This window comes from Kitasatospora sp. NPDC036755, assembly GCF_040636595.1.
In the GTDB taxonomy this organism is placed as follows: Bacteria; Actinomycetota; Actinomycetes; order Streptomycetales; family Streptomycetaceae; genus Kitasatospora.
Genome location: NZ_JBEZUT010000009.1, coordinates 38,119 through 53,614 on the forward strand (window position 1 = coordinate 38,119; position 15,496 = coordinate 53,614).

Genomic DNA, 15,496 nt, shown 5'->3' on the forward strand with positions numbered 1-15,496 from the left:
CGTGTCCCGATCATCCGATCAACGGTCAGAGAGCTCGGCGGGCTTCACCGATTCGGCGCCCTCCACCGCCCGGATCGCGGCGGCCAGCTCGACCACCCCGTCCTCCCGCAGCACCCCGTAGTGGTCGCCCACCAGGTCGACCACGGTGGGCGGGGCGGACGAGTAGCCGGTGCTGCCCTCGATGAAGGAGTAGTCGTCGCCCGTGGCCTTGAAGAGCGTCACCGGCGCCTCCAGCCGCCGTTCCGCGAGTTCACGGAAGCTGTACTCGAACTCGTAGGTCTCACCGACGATCCCGGTGATCCGCCGGATCAGCTCCTCGTCCAGGTCCGGGAACATCCGGTGCACGGAGGCGACGAAGGTCGGCTCGTCCACCGTCTCGGCCAGGCAGCGCTCCAGCTCCGGGCCGCTGATCCGACCGGTGAACACCCCGAACAGGATGGTCAGGTACGCCGGGTCGGCGTACGAGGCCTCGCGGCCCCGCCGCCCGCCGGCGGCCCCGCCCACCTTCGGGTTGCCGGGGCAGATGAGCAGCAGGCGCTCCACCCGCTGCCCGTCCTGCTCCAGCTGCCAGGCCGCCTCGAAGGCGACCCGGGCGCCGAAGGAGAAGCCCCACAGCGTGTACGGCCCCCGCGGCTGCACCCGGCGCAGCTCGGCGATGTCGGCGGCGGCCGTCTCCCGGATGGTCGGGTACGGCGTCTCGCCCGGATTGATGCCGTGCGCCTGGACGCCGTAGAAGGCCCGGCCCGCGCTCGCCTCCCGGCCGAGCGGCCGCAGGTTCATCGGGTAGCCGCCGAGGCCGGGCCAGCAGAACACCGCCCGGTCGGCGTCCCCCGGGTGCAGCCGGATCAGCCGCGAGGCCGCGAGGCCGTCGGCGCCGCCGCCGTCACCGCCGTCACCGCCGTCACGGCCCCGGCCGCACGCCCGCTCGACGCGCGCGGCCAGGTCGCCCAGCCGGGGGCACTCGAACAGCACCTGGAGCGGCAGCGCGACGCCGTACTCGCGGTTGATCCGGTGCACCAGGGCGACGGCGATCAGCGAGTTCCCGCCGACGGCGAAGAAGTCGTCCGTCACCGACACCTCCTCGTAGTTCAGCGCCCGCCCCCAGGCCCCGGCCAGCCACCGCTCGTACCCGGTGGCGGGGGCGACGTACTCGCCGCGCACCCCGGCCGTGCGGACGGCCTCGGAGGCGGCCAGCGCCCTGAGGTCCACCTTGCCGTTCGCGGTGAGCGGCAGGGCGTCCATCACCAGCACCCGGTTGGGCAGCATGTAGTCGGGCAGCAGGGTGGCCAGTTCGTCCTTGATGATCTCGGCCGGGCCCTTCATGTGGACGGTGTCCTCGTACATGCCCTCGCTGCGGATCTGCTCCTCGCTCACCCTGCCGCCGAGGAAGAAGTACGAGGGGCCCGGGGAGATGCCGCGGCCCGCCAGGATCTCGTCGATGCGGCGCGAAGCGGGCAGCGGGTGGCCGGACTTGGAGCTGTAGCCGGAGGACATGAACCCCAGGGCCAGGCCGTTGCGCTGGAGGCGGTGCAGCACCGCGCCGAGCTCGATGTACTCCAGCCACTCCTGCTCGGCGCGGCCGACGGCCGTGATGCCGAACGCGGCCCGGGCGTAGACGGCCTGGTTGATCGCGATCACGTGCCGGGGCTCCACCACCTCGTCCGAGACGTGCGTCAACTCGCCGTCGGCGTACCGGTAGAGGCCTCCCGGCAGGCCGTCCACCCGGCCCTGGTGGGCCTGGACGTACAGCTCGGTGGTGTCGGGCCGCACCGGGCCGCCGCCCCGGACCACCGCGAAGGCGCCCAGGTAGTGGTCCTCCTCGGCGACGTCCAGCCGGCCCTTGACCGCCGGGTCGAGGCCGACCGGGCGCACGTCCAGCCCGTACGCGGGCAGCACCTCCGCCAGGACGCCCAGCATGTGGCCGGTCTCGAACTCCAGCACCTCGCGGATGTTGTTCCGGTAGACCGGTTCGATCGCGCCGTGCTTCCCGGAGAAGTGCAGCGTCAGGTGGGACCCGTGCTCCGCCGGGCCGGGCTCGGCGGGCCCGATCCGGACCAACGCGTGCTCGACCGGGTGGTAGTAGTACAGCCCGGCCGCGAGCCCGTCCAGGCCGCCGGTCTCCAGGTACAGCTGGGTCGCGTACAGCGCGCCGGGCGAGGCGTAGGCGTACTTGGGCAGCAGCCGCTCCTCGCTGTGGAACTGGCCGAACCACCGGAGGACGCGGCCGAGTTCCGCCAGGCCCAGCCGCTCCGGACCGCGGCCGTGCGGGACGGCCGGGCGCGCGGCGAGCAGGGCCGTGAGGTCGTCCCGGGTGACGGCTCCGCCGTCGTAGAACCGGTAGGTCTTGCGGGCGAAGACCGCCCGGCGCTGGTCCTCGGTCTCCTCCCGGCCGGGCAGCTCGATTCGCTCGCGGCCCGCCAGCCCTTCCCGGTCGCGCAGGCCCGGGTCGGACAGCTGGGCCTTGACCTGGAGCTTGCTGGCCTTGGACTGGTGGTGGCCGCCGTGGCTGCCCTGGTCCATCAGGGCGGCTTCGCGCGGGTTGAGTTCGACGCAGGCGACCAGGTCGGGGTGCCCGGTGCGGTCGTCCCCGGTGACGACCGCCGCCGAGCGGCGCACCCAGGTGTGCTCCTCGATCGCGCGGGCGATCTCGTCCAGCTCGATCCGGTACCCGCGCAGCTTGACCTGGTTGTCCACCCGGCCGGCGAACTGCAGGGTGCCGTCCGGGTTCCACTGCACGAGGTCGCCGGTGCGGTACAGCCGCTCGTCGGCGGCGAACGGGGAGCGGACGAACCGCTCCGCGGTCAGCTCCGGCCGGTTCAGGTAGCCGCGGGCCAGCTGGACACCGCCGATGTACAGCTCGCCCACGCCGTCGGCGGCGACCGGCGCCAGTTCCTCGTCGAGGACGTAGCACCGGGTGTCGGCCACCGGCCGGCCGATCGGCACCGAGCCGGCGCCGTCCGCCGGATCGGTCGGGTCGACCCGGTGGGAGGTGGCGTTGATGGTGCACTCGGTCGGGCCGTACAGGTTGACCAGCGCGGCCTGCGGCAGGGCCAGGAGCAGGTCGCGGGCGAGGCGCCGGGAGAGCGCCTCGCCGCCGGAGAACACGCTGGTCAGGCCGGTGCAGCCGGCGAGGCGCTCGGTGTCCAGCAGCGCCCGGAGCAGGGTGGGCACGCACTGGAGCGCGGTCACCCCGTGCCGGCGGACGGCGTCGACCAGCGCCTCCGGGTCTCGGTGGAGACCGGGCGTGCCGGCCGCCACCCGGGCCCCGACGGCCGGGGCGAGGATCTCCCACTGCGCGGCGTCGAAGCTCATCGGGGTCTTCTGGAGCACGGTGACCTCGGGGCCGAGGTGCCCGGCGGAGCGCATCCAGCGCAGCTGGGAGACCACCGAGCGGTGCTCGATCATCACGCCCTTGGGCCGGCCGGTGCTGCCCGAGGTGTAGATCACGTAGGCCAGCGACTCCGGCTCGGCGTCCTCGGCCTCCGCGGTGGCCTCGGTGGCTTCGATGGCTTCGATGGCTTCGGTGGCCTCGGCGACTTCGGCGGCCGCGGAAGTGTCGAAGGTGACGACCGCGGTCCCGGCCGGGACCAGCCCGGACAGCCGCTCGCGCAGGTGGGCCTGGGTGAGCACGATCCGGGTGCCGCTGTCCTCGATCATGTAGCGGAGCCGGTCCTCGGGGTACTCGGGGGACAGCGGCAGGTAACCGGCCCCGGCGTACAGCACGCCCCAGGCCCCGACGACCAGCTCGACGGACGGCTCGGCGTACAGGCCGACGCAGCCGTCCGGGCCGGCGCCCAGGCGGCGCAGCCGCGCGGCCAGCCCGCGGGCGGTGGCGGACAGCTCCCGGAAGGTGAGGCCACCGCCCTCGCCGAGCACGGCGGGCGAGCCGGGCCGCAGGCCCACCTGCCGGTCGAGCAGCCCGGTGAGCGCCGTGCCGGCCGGAGCACGGCGGGCGTGCGGGACGGCGGGGGTGTCGGTGGTGGCGGTGGCGGCGGTGGTGTCGGTGGAGGGATCGGCGACGGGGGCGGCGGAGGTGTCGGTATCGGTGGCGCGGACGGACGGGGTGTTGCGCATGGGAACGGCTTTCGGTGCGTGGACGTACGGGCCCGGCCTCCTGCTCACCAGGAGCACCGGAACGCCACCCACCGTCGGCCGCCCGCCGTCCCACCCGCATGAGGCACCGGTCGGGACCTGCGCCGATGCCGTCCCGGTCGGCCGGACCACCGTCCCGGCCCCGGGGGCCGTTTTGTCCCACCCCGCCCGATCTCGTCCCGGGGCATTCGCCCGTTCACGATCACGTAACCGAGCGGAAGCGCACCGTCGGTAGCGTCGGCGGCATGAAGGCATCACGCACTCGCCCCGAACGGCTCTGGCACCGGCCCTTCCGCAGGTCCGACCGCAGGTGCGCGGCGCCCGAGGGCCAGGCCACCCGGCTGCCCGCGCTCACCGGCGGCCCGCACCGGACGGCGCGGCCGCACCCGCCGGCGAACGGTGCCGCCAGCCGGGCGCCGGACGCCCCGTCCCGGCTGTCCCTGCCGGACGGGACCGCGCTGCTGCTGCGCCCGGCCGGGCCGGAGGACCGGGCGGCGGCGCTGGCGATGCACGGCCGCTGCTCCCCCGCCGCGCTGCGGTTGCGCTACCACGGTCCGGTCCGCGACGCCGGCCGCTACCTGGAGCACCTGCTGGACGCGCGGCACGGCCGCAGCTACGCGGTGACCGCCCCGGACGGGCGGATCGTCGCGCTCGGGCACCTGATGTGGGACGAGGGCGAGGCCGAGCTGGCCGTCCTGGTCGAGGACGCCTGGCAGCGGCGGGGGCTGGGCCTGGCGCTGCTGCGGCGGCTTTCGGCGGCGGCTCTGGCGGCCGGCGTCCGGACGGTGTACGCGGTGACCCAGGGGAGCAACACCGGGCTGATCGCCGCGCTGCGGCGGCTGGGCGCGCCGCTGGACTTCCGGGCCGAGGACGGCACCCTGGTGATCACCGCCACGTTGGCCGCCGGGGATCCGGCCGACTGCGTCCACCATCCGGGACGCTGATCATTTCTTCACCAGATCCTTACCCGGGCAGGTCGGGAACCCGGCGGTGGTCGTGGAGCGTCCTCAAGCAGTAAGGCGCTGCTCCGTACACCGTCCTCCCCGAGGCGCCGTCAGCCGTGCTCGCGGACGCGTCGCAGCAGGCGGCACGGGGTCCGGATCGTCCGGCCGGGCGACGGAGTCGGTAGGCTGACCCCCGTCCCCGCCGCCCGACGGCCCGTTATCCGGCCACGGGTGGTGCCGCAGCAAGGAGGAACCACTGAGCATGGCAGGCACCGAATCGGAGCCCACAGGCGCACGCGACGCCTCGCTGCCGGCCCGCGCCAAGATCGCGGTCACCGCCGGCCGGGTCGCCGCCGCCGTGTCGCGCAAGGCCGGGCGCGGGAGCGGCTCGGTGATCGGCGGCAAGGTCGCCCTCAAGCTCGACCCCGACCTGCTCGCCACCCTCGCCGACCACCTCGACGTCGTCCTGGTCAGCGCGACCAACGGCAAGACCACCACCACCCGCCTGATCGCCGAGGCGCTGCGCGCCGCCGGCCCGGTGGTCTCCAACGCCCTGGGCGCCAACATGCCGGCCGGCATCACCTCCGCCCTGGCCGGCGGCACGGACGCCCGCTTCGGCGTGATCGAGGTGGACGAGAAGTACCTGGCGACGGTCGCCCGCGACACCCGCCCCAAGGCGATCGCCCTGCTCAACCTCTCCCGCGACCAGCTCGACCGCGCCGCCGAGACCCGGATGATGGCCGAGAAGTGGCGCGAGGGCCTGCAGAACACCGAGGCCGTGGTCATCGCCAACGCCGACGACCCGCTGGTGACCTGGGCCGCCTCCTCCTGCAAGAAGGTGGTCTGGGTGGCCGCCGGACAGGCCTGGAAGGAGGACGCCTGGTCCTGCCCCGCCTGCGGCGGTGTGATGCAGCGCCCCGGCGACGACTGGTTCTGCCAGGACTGCGGCTTCCGCCGGCCCAACCCGCACTGGGCGCTCCAGGGCACCCACGTGATCGACCCGCAGCGCGGCGCCTGGCCGATCCAGCTCCAGCTGCCGGGCCGGGCCAACCTGGCCAACGCCACCAGCTCGGCCGCCGTGGCCGCCGTGTTCGGCGTCGCCCCGCAGGTCGCCCTGGAGCGGATGCGCTCGGTGGCCGCCGTGGCCGGCCGCTACGACGTGGTCCAGTACCAGGGCCGCGACATCCGCCTGCTGCTGGCCAAGAACCCGGCCGGCTGGCTGGAGACCTTCTCGCTGATCGACGGCCCGCCCGCCCCGGTGATCCTCTCCGTCAACGCCCTCGACGCCGACGGCACCGACACCTCCTGGCTGTGGGACGTCGACTACGAGCGCCTCGCCGGGCACCCGGTCTTCGTGATGGGCCAGCGCAAGCTGGACCTGGCCGTCCGCCTGGAGGTCGCCGGACTCCAGTTCCACGTGGTCGACACGCTGGAGCAGGCCGTCCGGATGGCCCCGCCCGGCCGGATCGAGGCCATCGCCAACTACACCGCCTTCCAGCAGCTGCGGAAGGTCGTGGCCGGCTGATGCCGCGCCCGCACACCAGTCTTTACGTGACGGAAGGCCTTCGAGGATGAGTGAGAGCAGCCTGCGCGTGGTCTGGGTCTACCCGGACCTGCTCAGCACCTACGGCGACCGGGGCAACGCCCTGGTCGTGGAGCGCCGGGCCCGCCAGCGCCACCTCAACGTGACCCGGATCGACGTCCGCTCCGACCAGGCGATCCCCACCAGCGGTGACATCTACCTGATCGGCGGCGGCGAGGACCGCCCGCAGCGCCTGGCCGCCGAGCGGCTGCGCGCCGACACCGGTCTGGTCCGGGCCTCCGAGAACGGCGCGATCATCTTCGGCGTCTGCGCCGGCTTCCAGATCATGGGCCACGAGTTCATCAACGACCTCGGCGAGCGGGAGCCGGGTCTGGGCCTGCTCGACGTCTGGACCACCCGCGGCGAGGGCGCCCGGTGCGTCGGCGACGTGCTCGCCGACGTCGACCCCCGGCTCGGCCTGCCGCAGCTGACGGGCTTCGAGAACCACCAGGGCGTCACCCACCTCGGCCAGGGCGTGCAGCCCTTCGCCAACGTCTCCGTCGGCCGGGGCAACGGCACCGGCGACGGCACCGAGGGCGCCTGGCGGGACACGGTGTTCGGCACCTACCTGCACGGCCCGGTGCTGGCCCGCAACCCCGCCGTGGCCGACATGCTGCTCAAGCTGGCGCTGGACGTCAACGCCCTGCCGCCGGCCGACACCACCTGGTACGACGCGCTGCGCGCCGAGCGCATCGCGGCCGCGACGCGCCCCCAGTAGTACATCCGTACGCCCCCGGCCGGGTGCCCGCCATGCGGTCACCCGGTCCGCGGGCGGCCCCGGAAGTACCACAATGGGGCTGCCTACTGCACACCCTCCTCGGCAGCAGGCTGCAATTCCGCGCGGGGGCGCCGACGGCGCCGCTCCCGCGTCGGCTCCTGCCCGGCCGGACCAGGGGCCGTATGCTCGACTTCACGGCCGTTTTCGGGCGTTCTGTCCGGATCGGCCGGCCATTCACCCCTCGGCCACCTCCCCGCCACCACGGCGCGGGAGCGCCCCGTTACGGTGACGGCTCGTCGTCCCAGCCTGTAGTCCGGCCGTTCCTCGGTTCTGCTCGGGAGTTGCAAAGCTAATGCGTATTGGAGTGCTGACCAGCGGCGGTGACTGCCCCGGCCTGAACGCGGTGATCCGTTCCGTGGTCCACCGGGGGGTGGTCGACCACGGCGACGAGATCATCGGGTTCGAGGACGGGTGGCGCGGATTCCTGGAGGGCCACCACCGCCCCCTGACCCTGGACTCGGTGAGCGGCATCCTGGCCCAGGGCGGCACCATCCTCGGTTCCTCCCGGGTCCAGCCCAGCCACCTGCGGGACGGCGTCGAGCGGGCCAAGAAGTACTGCTCCGACCTCGGCCTGGACGCGGTCATCCCGATCGGCGGCGAGGGCACCCTGAAGGCCGCCAAGCTGATGAGCGACGCGGGACTGCCGATCGTCGGCGTGCCGAAGACCATCGACAACGACATCGCCGCCACCGACGTGACCTTCGGCTTCGACACCGCCGTCTCGGTCGCCACCGAGGCGCTGGACCGGCTGAAGACCACCGCCGAGTCCCACCAGCGGGTCATGGTCGTCGAGGTCATGGGCCGGCACACCGGCTGGATCGCGCTGAACGCGGGCATGGCGGCCGGCGCGCACGCCATCGTCGTCCCGGAGCGCCCGTTCCACATCGACAAGCTCACCGAGGTCGTCCGCGAGCGCTTCGACCGCCAGAAGAAGTTCGCCATCGTGGTCTGCGCCGAGGGTGCCAAGCCCGAGCCCGGCACCATGCACTGGGAGGAGGGCACCAAGGACATCTACGGCCACGAGCGGTTCACCGGCATCGCCACCCAGCTCTCCCGCGAACTGGAGCACCGCCTCGGCAAGGAGGCCCGCCCGGTGATCCTCGGCCACACCCAGCGCGGCGGCACCCCGACCGCCTACGACCGGGTGCTCGCCACCCGCTTCGGCTGGCACGCCGTCGAGGCCGTCCACAAGGGCGCCTTCGGGCACATCACCGCGCTGCAGGGCACCAACATCAACCTGGTGCCGCTGGCCGAGGCCGTCGCCGAGCTGAAGACCGTCCCGCAGGAGCGCTACCTGGAGGCCGAGACGGTCATCTGACCGCCCCCGCCCTCCCCGAGGGCCCCGGACCGCGCCACGCCGTCCGGGGCCCTCGCGTCCACCGCCTCCGGTGGGCGCCGCCCCGCCCCGCCCGTTAGCGTGTCCGGCATGGAGATCCTCGCGTACGGAGTGCAGGCCGACGAGCGCCCGCTGCTGGAGGAGGCCTTCGCCGGCCGGCACAAGCTGCGCTGCCTCGACGTGTTCCTCAACCGCGACACCGCCCCGCTCGCCGCCGGCTACCCGGCCGTCAGCAGCAGCGTCAACGCCGTCCTCGACGCCGAGACCCTCGCCGTCCTCGCCGCCGGCGGCACCGGGCTGATCGCCCAGCGCTCCACCGGCTTCAACAACATCGACCTCGACGCCGCCGCCGACCTCGGCCTCACCGTCGCCCGCGTCTCCCACTACAGCCCGTACGCCGTCGCCGAGCACGCCTGGACGCTGGCGCTGGCCGTCAACCGGCGCCTCACCCGGGCCGCCAACCGCTCCCGCGAGTTCGACTTCCGCCTCGACGGCCTCCTCGGCCGCGACATCCACGGCATGACCGTCGGCGTCATCGGCACCGGCAAGATCGGCGAGTGCTTCGCCCGCATCGCCGCCGGCTTCGGCACCGAACTCCTCGGCTGGGACATCGCACAGAACCCCGCCTGCCTCGACCTCGGCATGCACTACACCGAACTGCCCGAACTCCTCACCCGCGCCGACCTGGTGAGCCTCCACGTCCCCCTGCTGCCCGCCACCCACCACCTGATCGACGGCGGCGCCCTGGCCCGGATGAAGGACGACGCCATCCTCATCAACTCCAGCCGCGGCGGCCTCGTCGACAGCGCCGCCCTCGTCGAGACCCTGCGCGCCGGACGCCTCTCCGGCGTCGGCCTCGACGTCTACGAGGAGGAGACCGGCGTCTTCTTCACCGACCGCTCCATCCACGGCATCACCGACGACACCCTCGCCCGCCTCGTCACCTTCCCCCAGGTCCTCGTCACCAGCCACCAGGCCTACTTCACCCGCACCGCCGTCGGACAGATCATCGACGCCACCGCCCGCAACATCGACGACCACGCCGCCGGCCGCACCAACGAGAACACCCTCGTCCCCAAGCGCTGACCCCGGGGCCTCCGCGCACGGGGGTGCGGCCGGCCGGCCGCACCCCCGTCCGGGGTTACAGGGTGCTGGTGAGGCGGTCGGTCAGCAGCCGGGTGAAGCGCGCCGGGTCGGGCAGGTCGCCGCCTTCGGCGAGCAGGGCGCTGCCGTGGAGGAGTTCGGCGGTGTCGGCGAGCGCCGGGTCCTCGGCGTTCGCCCCGTGCGCCTGGCGCAGCGCGATGACGAGGGGGTGGGCGGGGTTGAGTTCGAGGATGCGCTTGACGGCCGGGAGTTCCTGGCCCATCGCCCGGTACATCTTCTCCAGGGTGGGGGTCAGGTCGTGGGCGTCGCCGACCAGGCACGCGGCGGAGGTGGTCAGGCGGGTGGAGAGGCGCACCTGCTTGACGTGGTCGGCCAGGGTGCCCTGGAGCCAGTCGAGGAGGGCGGCGAAGTCCTGTTCGCGCTGGGCCTTCTCGGTCTTCGCCTCGTCGCCGCCGTCACCGTCGGCGTCGCCGTCGAGGTCGACCTGGCCCTTGGCGATGGACTGGAAGCGGTGGCCGTCGAAGGCGGGGATCTGGTCGGTCCAGACCTCGTCGACGGGGTCGGTGAGGATCAGGACCTCGTAGCCCTTGGCGGTGAAGGCCTCCATGTGCGGGGAGTTCTCCACCATGGCCCGGTTCTCGCCGGTCAGGTAGTAGATGGTGTCCTGACCGTCCTTCATCCGCGACACGTACTCGCGCAGCGTGGTCGTCTTCTCCGGGTCGTCGGTCGAGGCGGCGCGGACCAGCTCCAGCAGCGCGTCGGTGTTGTCGCGGTCCTCGAGCAGGCCCTCCTTGAGGACCCGGCCGAACTGCTCCCACAGCGCGGTGTAGGCCTCGGGCCTGTCGGCCTGCGTGCTCTTGAGCGCGCCGAGGACCTTCTTGACGAGGCGCCGGCGGACGGCGGTGATCTGGCGGTCGTGCTGCAGGATCTCGCGGGAGACGTTCAGCGACAGGTCGTGGGCGTCCACGACGCCCTTGACGAAGCGCAGGTAGTTCGGCATCAGCGCGTCGCAGTCGTCCATGATGAACACGCGCTTGACGTACAGCTGCACGCCCCGCTTGGTGTCACGGGAGAACAGGTCGAACGGGGCGTGGGCGGGGATGAACAGCAGCGCCTCGTACTCGAACGTGCCCTCGGCGCGCATGTGGATCGTCTCGGCCGGGGCCTGCCAGTCATGGCTGATCTGCTGGTAGAAGTCGCTGTACTCGGCCTCGGTCACCTCGCTGCGCGGGCGGGCCCACAGCGCCTTCATCGAGTTCAGCGTCTCCAGCTCGCCCGCGGCTTCGTCCGCGCTGGCGGACTCGGCGCCGGACTCGGGGCCGGACTCCGTGCCGGGTTCGGCGGGCGCGGCGGGCGCCACGGATTCGGCGGCCATCCGGATGGGCCAGCGGATGAAGTCCGAGTACTGCTTGACGATCTGACGGATCTTCCACCCGGCCAGGTAGTCGCCCAGACCGTCCTCGCCGTCGACGGGCTTGAGGTGCAGGGTGACCGACGTGCCCACCGGAAGGTCATCGGCCTCCGCGATCGTGTAGCTGCCCTCGCCGTCGGACTCCCACGCGGTGCCCTGCTCGGTGCCGGCCCGGCGGGTGTGCAGGGTGACCTTGTCCGCGACCATGAACGCCGAGTAGAAGCCCACGCCGAACTGGCCGATCAGGCTCTGCGCCGCCTCCGCGTCCTTGGCCTCCTTGATCTTGGCCAGCAGGCTCGCGGTACCGGACTTGGCGATGGTGCCGATCAGGTCGACGACATCGTCGCGGGTCATGCCGACGCCGTTGTCCCGCACCGTCAGGGTGCGGGCGTCCCGGTCGACGTCCAGCCTGATGTGCAGGTCGGAGGTGTCGACGGCGAGACCGGTGTCGGTGAGGGACTCCAGGCGGAGCTTGTCGAGCGCATCGGAGGCGTTGGAGATCAGCTCGCGCAGGAAGATGTCCTTGTTCGAGTAGATCGAGTGGATCACCAGCTGCAGCAGCTGACGGGTCTCCGCCTGGAACTCCAGCGTCTGGGTCGGGCTGGCCACGACAGGTTTCTCCTTCGAGAGGCAGTAGGGGTTCGGATCGGGTCAGGCCACCGGAGCCGGTCGACGTGCTGCGGCCGGTCCCGGGGACGTTCTCATGCGACGGAGGGGGCCGGTGGGAGTGCCCGGCACGGCAGCGACGGCCGGGAACGAGGCCGGGCCCACCCCGGCCGGGCCGGCGGCCCGCTCACCCATGCCGTCACCTCCGCTGACCGGACACCTGTCGTCGTTCGGGTGACATGGTATCGCGGGCCCCCCGAGGGCAGGCGCTGCCGCCGCGGCCGCCCCCGACGTGCTCCGCCCGCCGCACCGGGAGTCGAATCGGTGAGCGAAGTCGCCTCCCGGAAGCGGGAGTTCCGGCAATAAACCACTGGCCGAGCGCGCCACCCCGGGAGACGCTGAGCGCCATGACAACAACCTTGATCACGGGCGCCAACAAGGGCCTCGGCCACGAGACCGCCCGCCGCCTGATCGCCGAGGGCCACACCGTCTACCTGGGAGCGCGCGACACCGGCCGGGGATCCGCGGCCGCGGCCGCGCTCGGCGCCCGGTTCGTACAGCTCGACGTCACCGAGGACGCCTCCGTCGCCGCCGCGGTGGCCACCATCGAGGCCGAGGGCGGTCTGGACGTCCTGGTCAACAACGCCGGCATCGAGGTGCGGTCGCCGGAGGACGAGATCATCGGTGCCGCGGAGCTGACCGCCGACGTGCTGCGGGAGGTGTTCGAGACCAACGTGTTCGGCCTGGTCCGGGTGACCCACGCCTTCCTGCCCCTGCTGGAGCGCTCCCCCGCCCCGGTCGTCGTCAACGTCAGCAGCAGCCTGGCCTCGCTGGCCATGGGCGGCAAGGGATACCCGGGGGCCGCCTACCCGACCTCCAAGACCGCGGTCAACATGCTCACCGTCCAGTTCGCCAAGGCGTTCCCGCTGATGCGGATCAACGCCGTGGAACCCGGATACACCGCGACCGATCTGAACGGGCACCAGGGCGCGCAGACCGTCGAGCAGGGTGCCGAGATCATCGTCCGGATGGCCGGGATCGGACCGGACGGCCCGACCGGCGGCTACTTCGACGCGGCGGGCAGTCTGCCCTGGTAGTCCCCCGGTCCGGCCCCGCAGTCGGCACCGGTGTCCCGGTCACCGCGGCGGCCGCCGCTGGACGGACGCGCCTGGAACCACGCCGCCGCTGGACGGTTTGCACGTCTGGACCGGCGCGCGGGCGGGCATCCCACCATCACCCCGCCGATGGGCCCGGCTGAGACTCCCCCACGAGTTCAACCGGGCCTCCGGCCGGCGGCCGGGCCCGGGCGCGGCTCCCCCCACGGAGCGGCAACCGGGCCCACACGGTGTTCAACCAGCGACACGCAGCGTACATGCCACATCCACCCAGCGCTACCTCCCGGGTGAACCGCCGTCCGCGACAACGGTCCCGGCGGCCCCACGACCCTGGGGGCCGTCCCGGCCGAGCAGCTCCCGGTACCAGGGGGCGGCCTCCGGGAGGCGGGCCAGCGGACCGGGGCCCGGCGGGCAGTCCGCGAGCCGCCAGATCCGCTCGCTGCGGTACCAGTGATCGCGGGCGACCAGGCCGAACTGCCGCTCGGAGACCCGGCCGGGCACTGCGGCCAGCAGCCGGCGGCACTCCTCCCAGGGAACCGCCGGACCTTCCGGGACGGACAGCAGGCCGAGATCGGCCAGGGCGGCCAGCAGGTCCCCGCAGCGAACCGGTTCGGGGTGGGAGGCGTGGTGGACGCCCGGCGGGGCGACCCGGCCGTCCAGCGCGAGCGCGGTGATCAGCCGGGCCAGGTCGGTGCGGTCCACCATCGAGAGCCGGGCGTCGCCGCCCTCCCAGCGGACCGGCACCCGGCGGACCAGCTCGGCCACCGCGGGCACCACCCAGCGGTCGCCGGTTCCGGTCACCAGCCCGGGGCGCAGCACGCAGCCGCCGGCCGCCAGCGCGTGGCGCTCGCCGAGCAGCCGGGTGCGGCTGGCCTCGGACACCGGGGCGGGCGGCACCTCGTCCACCTCGATGCCCGCGTGGGGGCCCTCGCCGTGGACCGCCGCCGTGGAGAGGTGGACGATCCGCCGCACCCCGGCCCGGGTGGCCGCGGCCATCAGGGTGGCGGCGCCCCGGTCGTTCACCGTCTCGCACTCCTCGGCGCCGCCGGCCACCCGGGAGGCGAGGTGCACCAGCGCCCCCGCGCCCGTACAGAGCTCTGTGAGCGCCTCCCGGTCGGCGAGGTCGCCCGCCACCCAGGCGGTGCCCGGCGCGGCCTCCTGCGGCGGTTTGCGGGCCAGCGCGCGCACCCGGACGCCGCGCGCCACCAGGGCCGCCAGCACGCCCGAGCCGATGAATCCGGTCGCCCCGGTCAGTGCGACCACGGGGTGCGCCCCGGGCGCGGGTTCCGCCGCCATCTCCGAGCCTCCCTGCCGACCGGTCGGTCAGTCTAGCCAGCCCGAGCCAGGCGGGGAGACACCCGCACGGAGGGGGTGGGGGGTGGCCCGAGGTAAGGCCCGCCTAGGCTGTATGCCAAGCGAAAAGGGGCGAACCGGACCCGCACCGGGGACCACGAGGACGGAAAGCAGGACCCGCCGATGGGCGACGGAATGTCAGGAATGCACCACCACGGCGGGATGATCCAGCTAGGCCCGTTCACCTTGTCGAACGTCTGGACCTGGTCCCCCGACTGGGTGTTCCTGCTCGGCGGGCTGGTCGTCCTGGGGCTCTACGCGGCGGGCGTGGTGCGGCTGTACCGGCGCGGCGACCGCTGGCCGATCGGCCGGATGGTCGGCTGGGCGTCGGGTGTCGCCAGCATGCTGCTGGTCACCTGCAGCGGGCTGAACGACTACGGCATGGCGCTGTTCAGCGCGCACATGATCCAGCACATGGTGCTCTCGATGCTGACGCCGATCCTGCTGCTGCTCGGCGCCCCGATCACGCTGGCACTGCGGGCGCTGCGCCCGGCCGGCAAGGGCCGGCCGCGCGGGCCGCGCGAGCTGCTGGTGGCGCTGCTGCACAGCCGGTACGTCCGGATCATCTCGCACCCGGCGTTCACCATCCCGATGTTCATCGCGAGCCTGTACGGGGTCTACTTCACCCCGCTGTTCGACTTCCTGATGCAGTACCGCCTCGGGCACATCTTCATGATGGTGCACTTCCTGCTCACCGGTCTGGCCTTCTTCTGGCCGATCATGGGCGTGGACCCGGGCCCGCACCGGCCCGGCCACGTGATGCGGATCATCGAGCTCTTCATGGGAATGCCGTTCCACGCCTTCTTCGGTGTGGCGGTGATGATGGCCGGCCACCCGCTGGTCACGACCTTCACCGTGGAGGGCGCGCCACCGGGGACGAACCTGCTGGAGGACCAGAAGCTGGCCGGGGGCATCACCTGGGCGTTCGGCGAGATCCCGACGGCGATCGTGCTGATCGCGCTGGTCTACCAGTGGATGGGCTCCGAGCAGCGGCAGGCCCGCCGCCGCGACCGCTCCGAGGAGCGCACCGGCGACGCCGAGCTGGAGGCGTACAACGCCTACCTGGCCTCGCTGCACAAGCGCGACCAGCGCGCGGGCGCGGCTCCGGCCGCCCGAACAGCACGAACCGCACCTCCGCCAGCTCCGCCCCCGCCTCCGCGTCCCCGCCGTCCAGC

At 73.2% G+C, this 15,496-nt stretch carries 9 protein-coding genes and 1 pseudogene; 7 read left to right on the plus strand and 3 right to left on the minus strand.

Features of this window, described 5'->3' with window-relative positions:
- Window positions 1-18: 18 nt before the first annotated feature.
- Window positions 19-4,074, minus strand: a complete 4,056-nt coding sequence (locus AB0E96_RS02730) for an amino acid adenylation domain-containing protein (protein ID WP_359817637.1) — start codon at window positions 4,072-4,074, stop codon at window positions 19-21.
- A gap of 263 nt (window positions 4,075-4,337) precedes the next feature.
- Between AB0E96_RS02730 and AB0E96_RS02735 the strand changes: the two genes are divergently transcribed.
- The 5 genes from AB0E96_RS02735 (at window position 4,338) to AB0E96_RS02755 (ending at window position 9,818) form a co-directional block, all read left to right on the plus strand.
- Entirely contained in the window at window positions 4,338-5,036 is a 699-nt protein-coding gene (locus AB0E96_RS02735; protein WP_359817638.1) for a GNAT family N-acetyltransferase, read from the plus strand.
- Between the two features lie 262 nt (window positions 5,037-5,298).
- Entirely contained in the window at window positions 5,299-6,561 is a 1,263-nt protein-coding gene (locus AB0E96_RS02740; RefSeq protein WP_224281748.1) for a MurT ligase domain-containing protein, read from the plus strand.
- Between the two features lie 46 nt (window positions 6,562-6,607).
- Complete coding sequence (locus tag AB0E96_RS02745; RefSeq protein ID WP_359817641.1) at window positions 6,608-7,336, plus strand: glutamine amidotransferase; 729 nt, start codon at window positions 6,608-6,610, stop codon at window positions 7,334-7,336.
- 352 nt (window positions 7,337-7,688) lie between these two features.
- Window positions 7,689-8,714, plus strand: coding sequence for a 6-phosphofructokinase (locus tag AB0E96_RS02750; protein ID WP_359817643.1), 1,026 nt, complete (start codon window positions 7,689-7,691; stop codon window positions 8,712-8,714).
- A gap of 108 nt (window positions 8,715-8,822) precedes the next feature.
- A complete protein-coding gene (locus AB0E96_RS02755; protein WP_359817645.1) occupies window positions 8,823-9,818 on the plus strand; it encodes a 2-hydroxyacid dehydrogenase in 996 nt (331 codons plus the stop codon).
- A 55-nt stretch (window positions 9,819-9,873) separates the two neighbouring features.
- On the opposite strand, the gene htpG is transcribed toward AB0E96_RS02755, so the two are convergent.
- Entirely contained in the window at window positions 9,874-11,856 is a 1,983-nt protein-coding gene (gene htpG / locus AB0E96_RS02760) for a molecular chaperone HtpG (protein WP_359817647.1), read from the minus strand.
- A gap of 404 nt (window positions 11,857-12,260) precedes the next feature.
- Between htpG and AB0E96_RS02765 the strand changes: the two genes are divergently transcribed.
- Window positions 12,261-12,950 carry an SDR family NAD(P)-dependent oxidoreductase gene (locus AB0E96_RS02765; protein WP_359817649.1) on the plus strand — a complete coding sequence of 230 codons (690 nt, stop codon included), beginning with the start codon at window positions 12,261-12,263 and terminating at the stop codon, window positions 12,948-12,950.
- 294 nt (window positions 12,951-13,244) lie between these two features.
- On the opposite strand, the gene AB0E96_RS02770 is transcribed toward AB0E96_RS02765, so the two are convergent.
- On the minus strand, window positions 13,245-14,264 hold the full coding sequence (locus AB0E96_RS02770; RefSeq protein WP_359817651.1) for an NAD(P)-dependent oxidoreductase: 1,020 nt from the start codon (window positions 14,262-14,264) through the stop codon (window positions 13,245-13,247).
- Window positions 14,265-14,465: 201 nt separating this feature from the next.
- On the opposite strand from AB0E96_RS02770, the pseudogene AB0E96_RS02775 reads away from it, so the two are divergent.
- Window positions 14,466-15,404 (plus strand): annotated as a pseudogene (locus AB0E96_RS02775) (cytochrome c oxidase assembly protein); the annotation flags it as partial.
- Window positions 15,405-15,496: the final 92 nt, after the last annotated feature.

Excerpts from the sequence above, each read along its gene's own strand:
- AB0E96_RS02730 (WP_359817637.1), bottom strand. The coding sequence starts at position 4,074 with ATGCGCAACACCCCGTCCGTCCGCGCCACCGATACCGACACCTCCGCC.
- AB0E96_RS02735 (WP_359817638.1), top strand. The coding sequence starts at position 4,338 with ATGAAGGCATCACGCACTCGCCCCGAACGGCTCTGGCACCGGCCCTTC.
- AB0E96_RS02740 (WP_224281748.1), top strand. The coding sequence starts at position 5,299 with ATGGCAGGCACCGAATCGGAGCCCACAGGCGCACGCGACGCCTCGCTG.
- AB0E96_RS02745 (WP_359817641.1), top strand. The coding sequence starts at position 6,608 with ATGAGTGAGAGCAGCCTGCGCGTGGTCTGGGTCTACCCGGACCTGCTC.
- AB0E96_RS02750 (WP_359817643.1), top strand. The coding sequence starts at position 7,689 with ATGCGTATTGGAGTGCTGACCAGCGGCGGTGACTGCCCCGGCCTGAAC.
- AB0E96_RS02755 (WP_359817645.1), top strand. The coding sequence starts at position 8,823 with ATGGAGATCCTCGCGTACGGAGTGCAGGCCGACGAGCGCCCGCTGCTG.
- AB0E96_RS02765 (WP_359817649.1), top strand. The coding sequence starts at position 12,261 with ATGACAACAACCTTGATCACGGGCGCCAACAAGGGCCTCGGCCACGAG.
- AB0E96_RS02770 (WP_359817651.1), bottom strand. The coding sequence starts at position 14,264 with ATGGCGGCGGAACCCGCGCCCGGGGCGCACCCCGTGGTCGCACTGACC.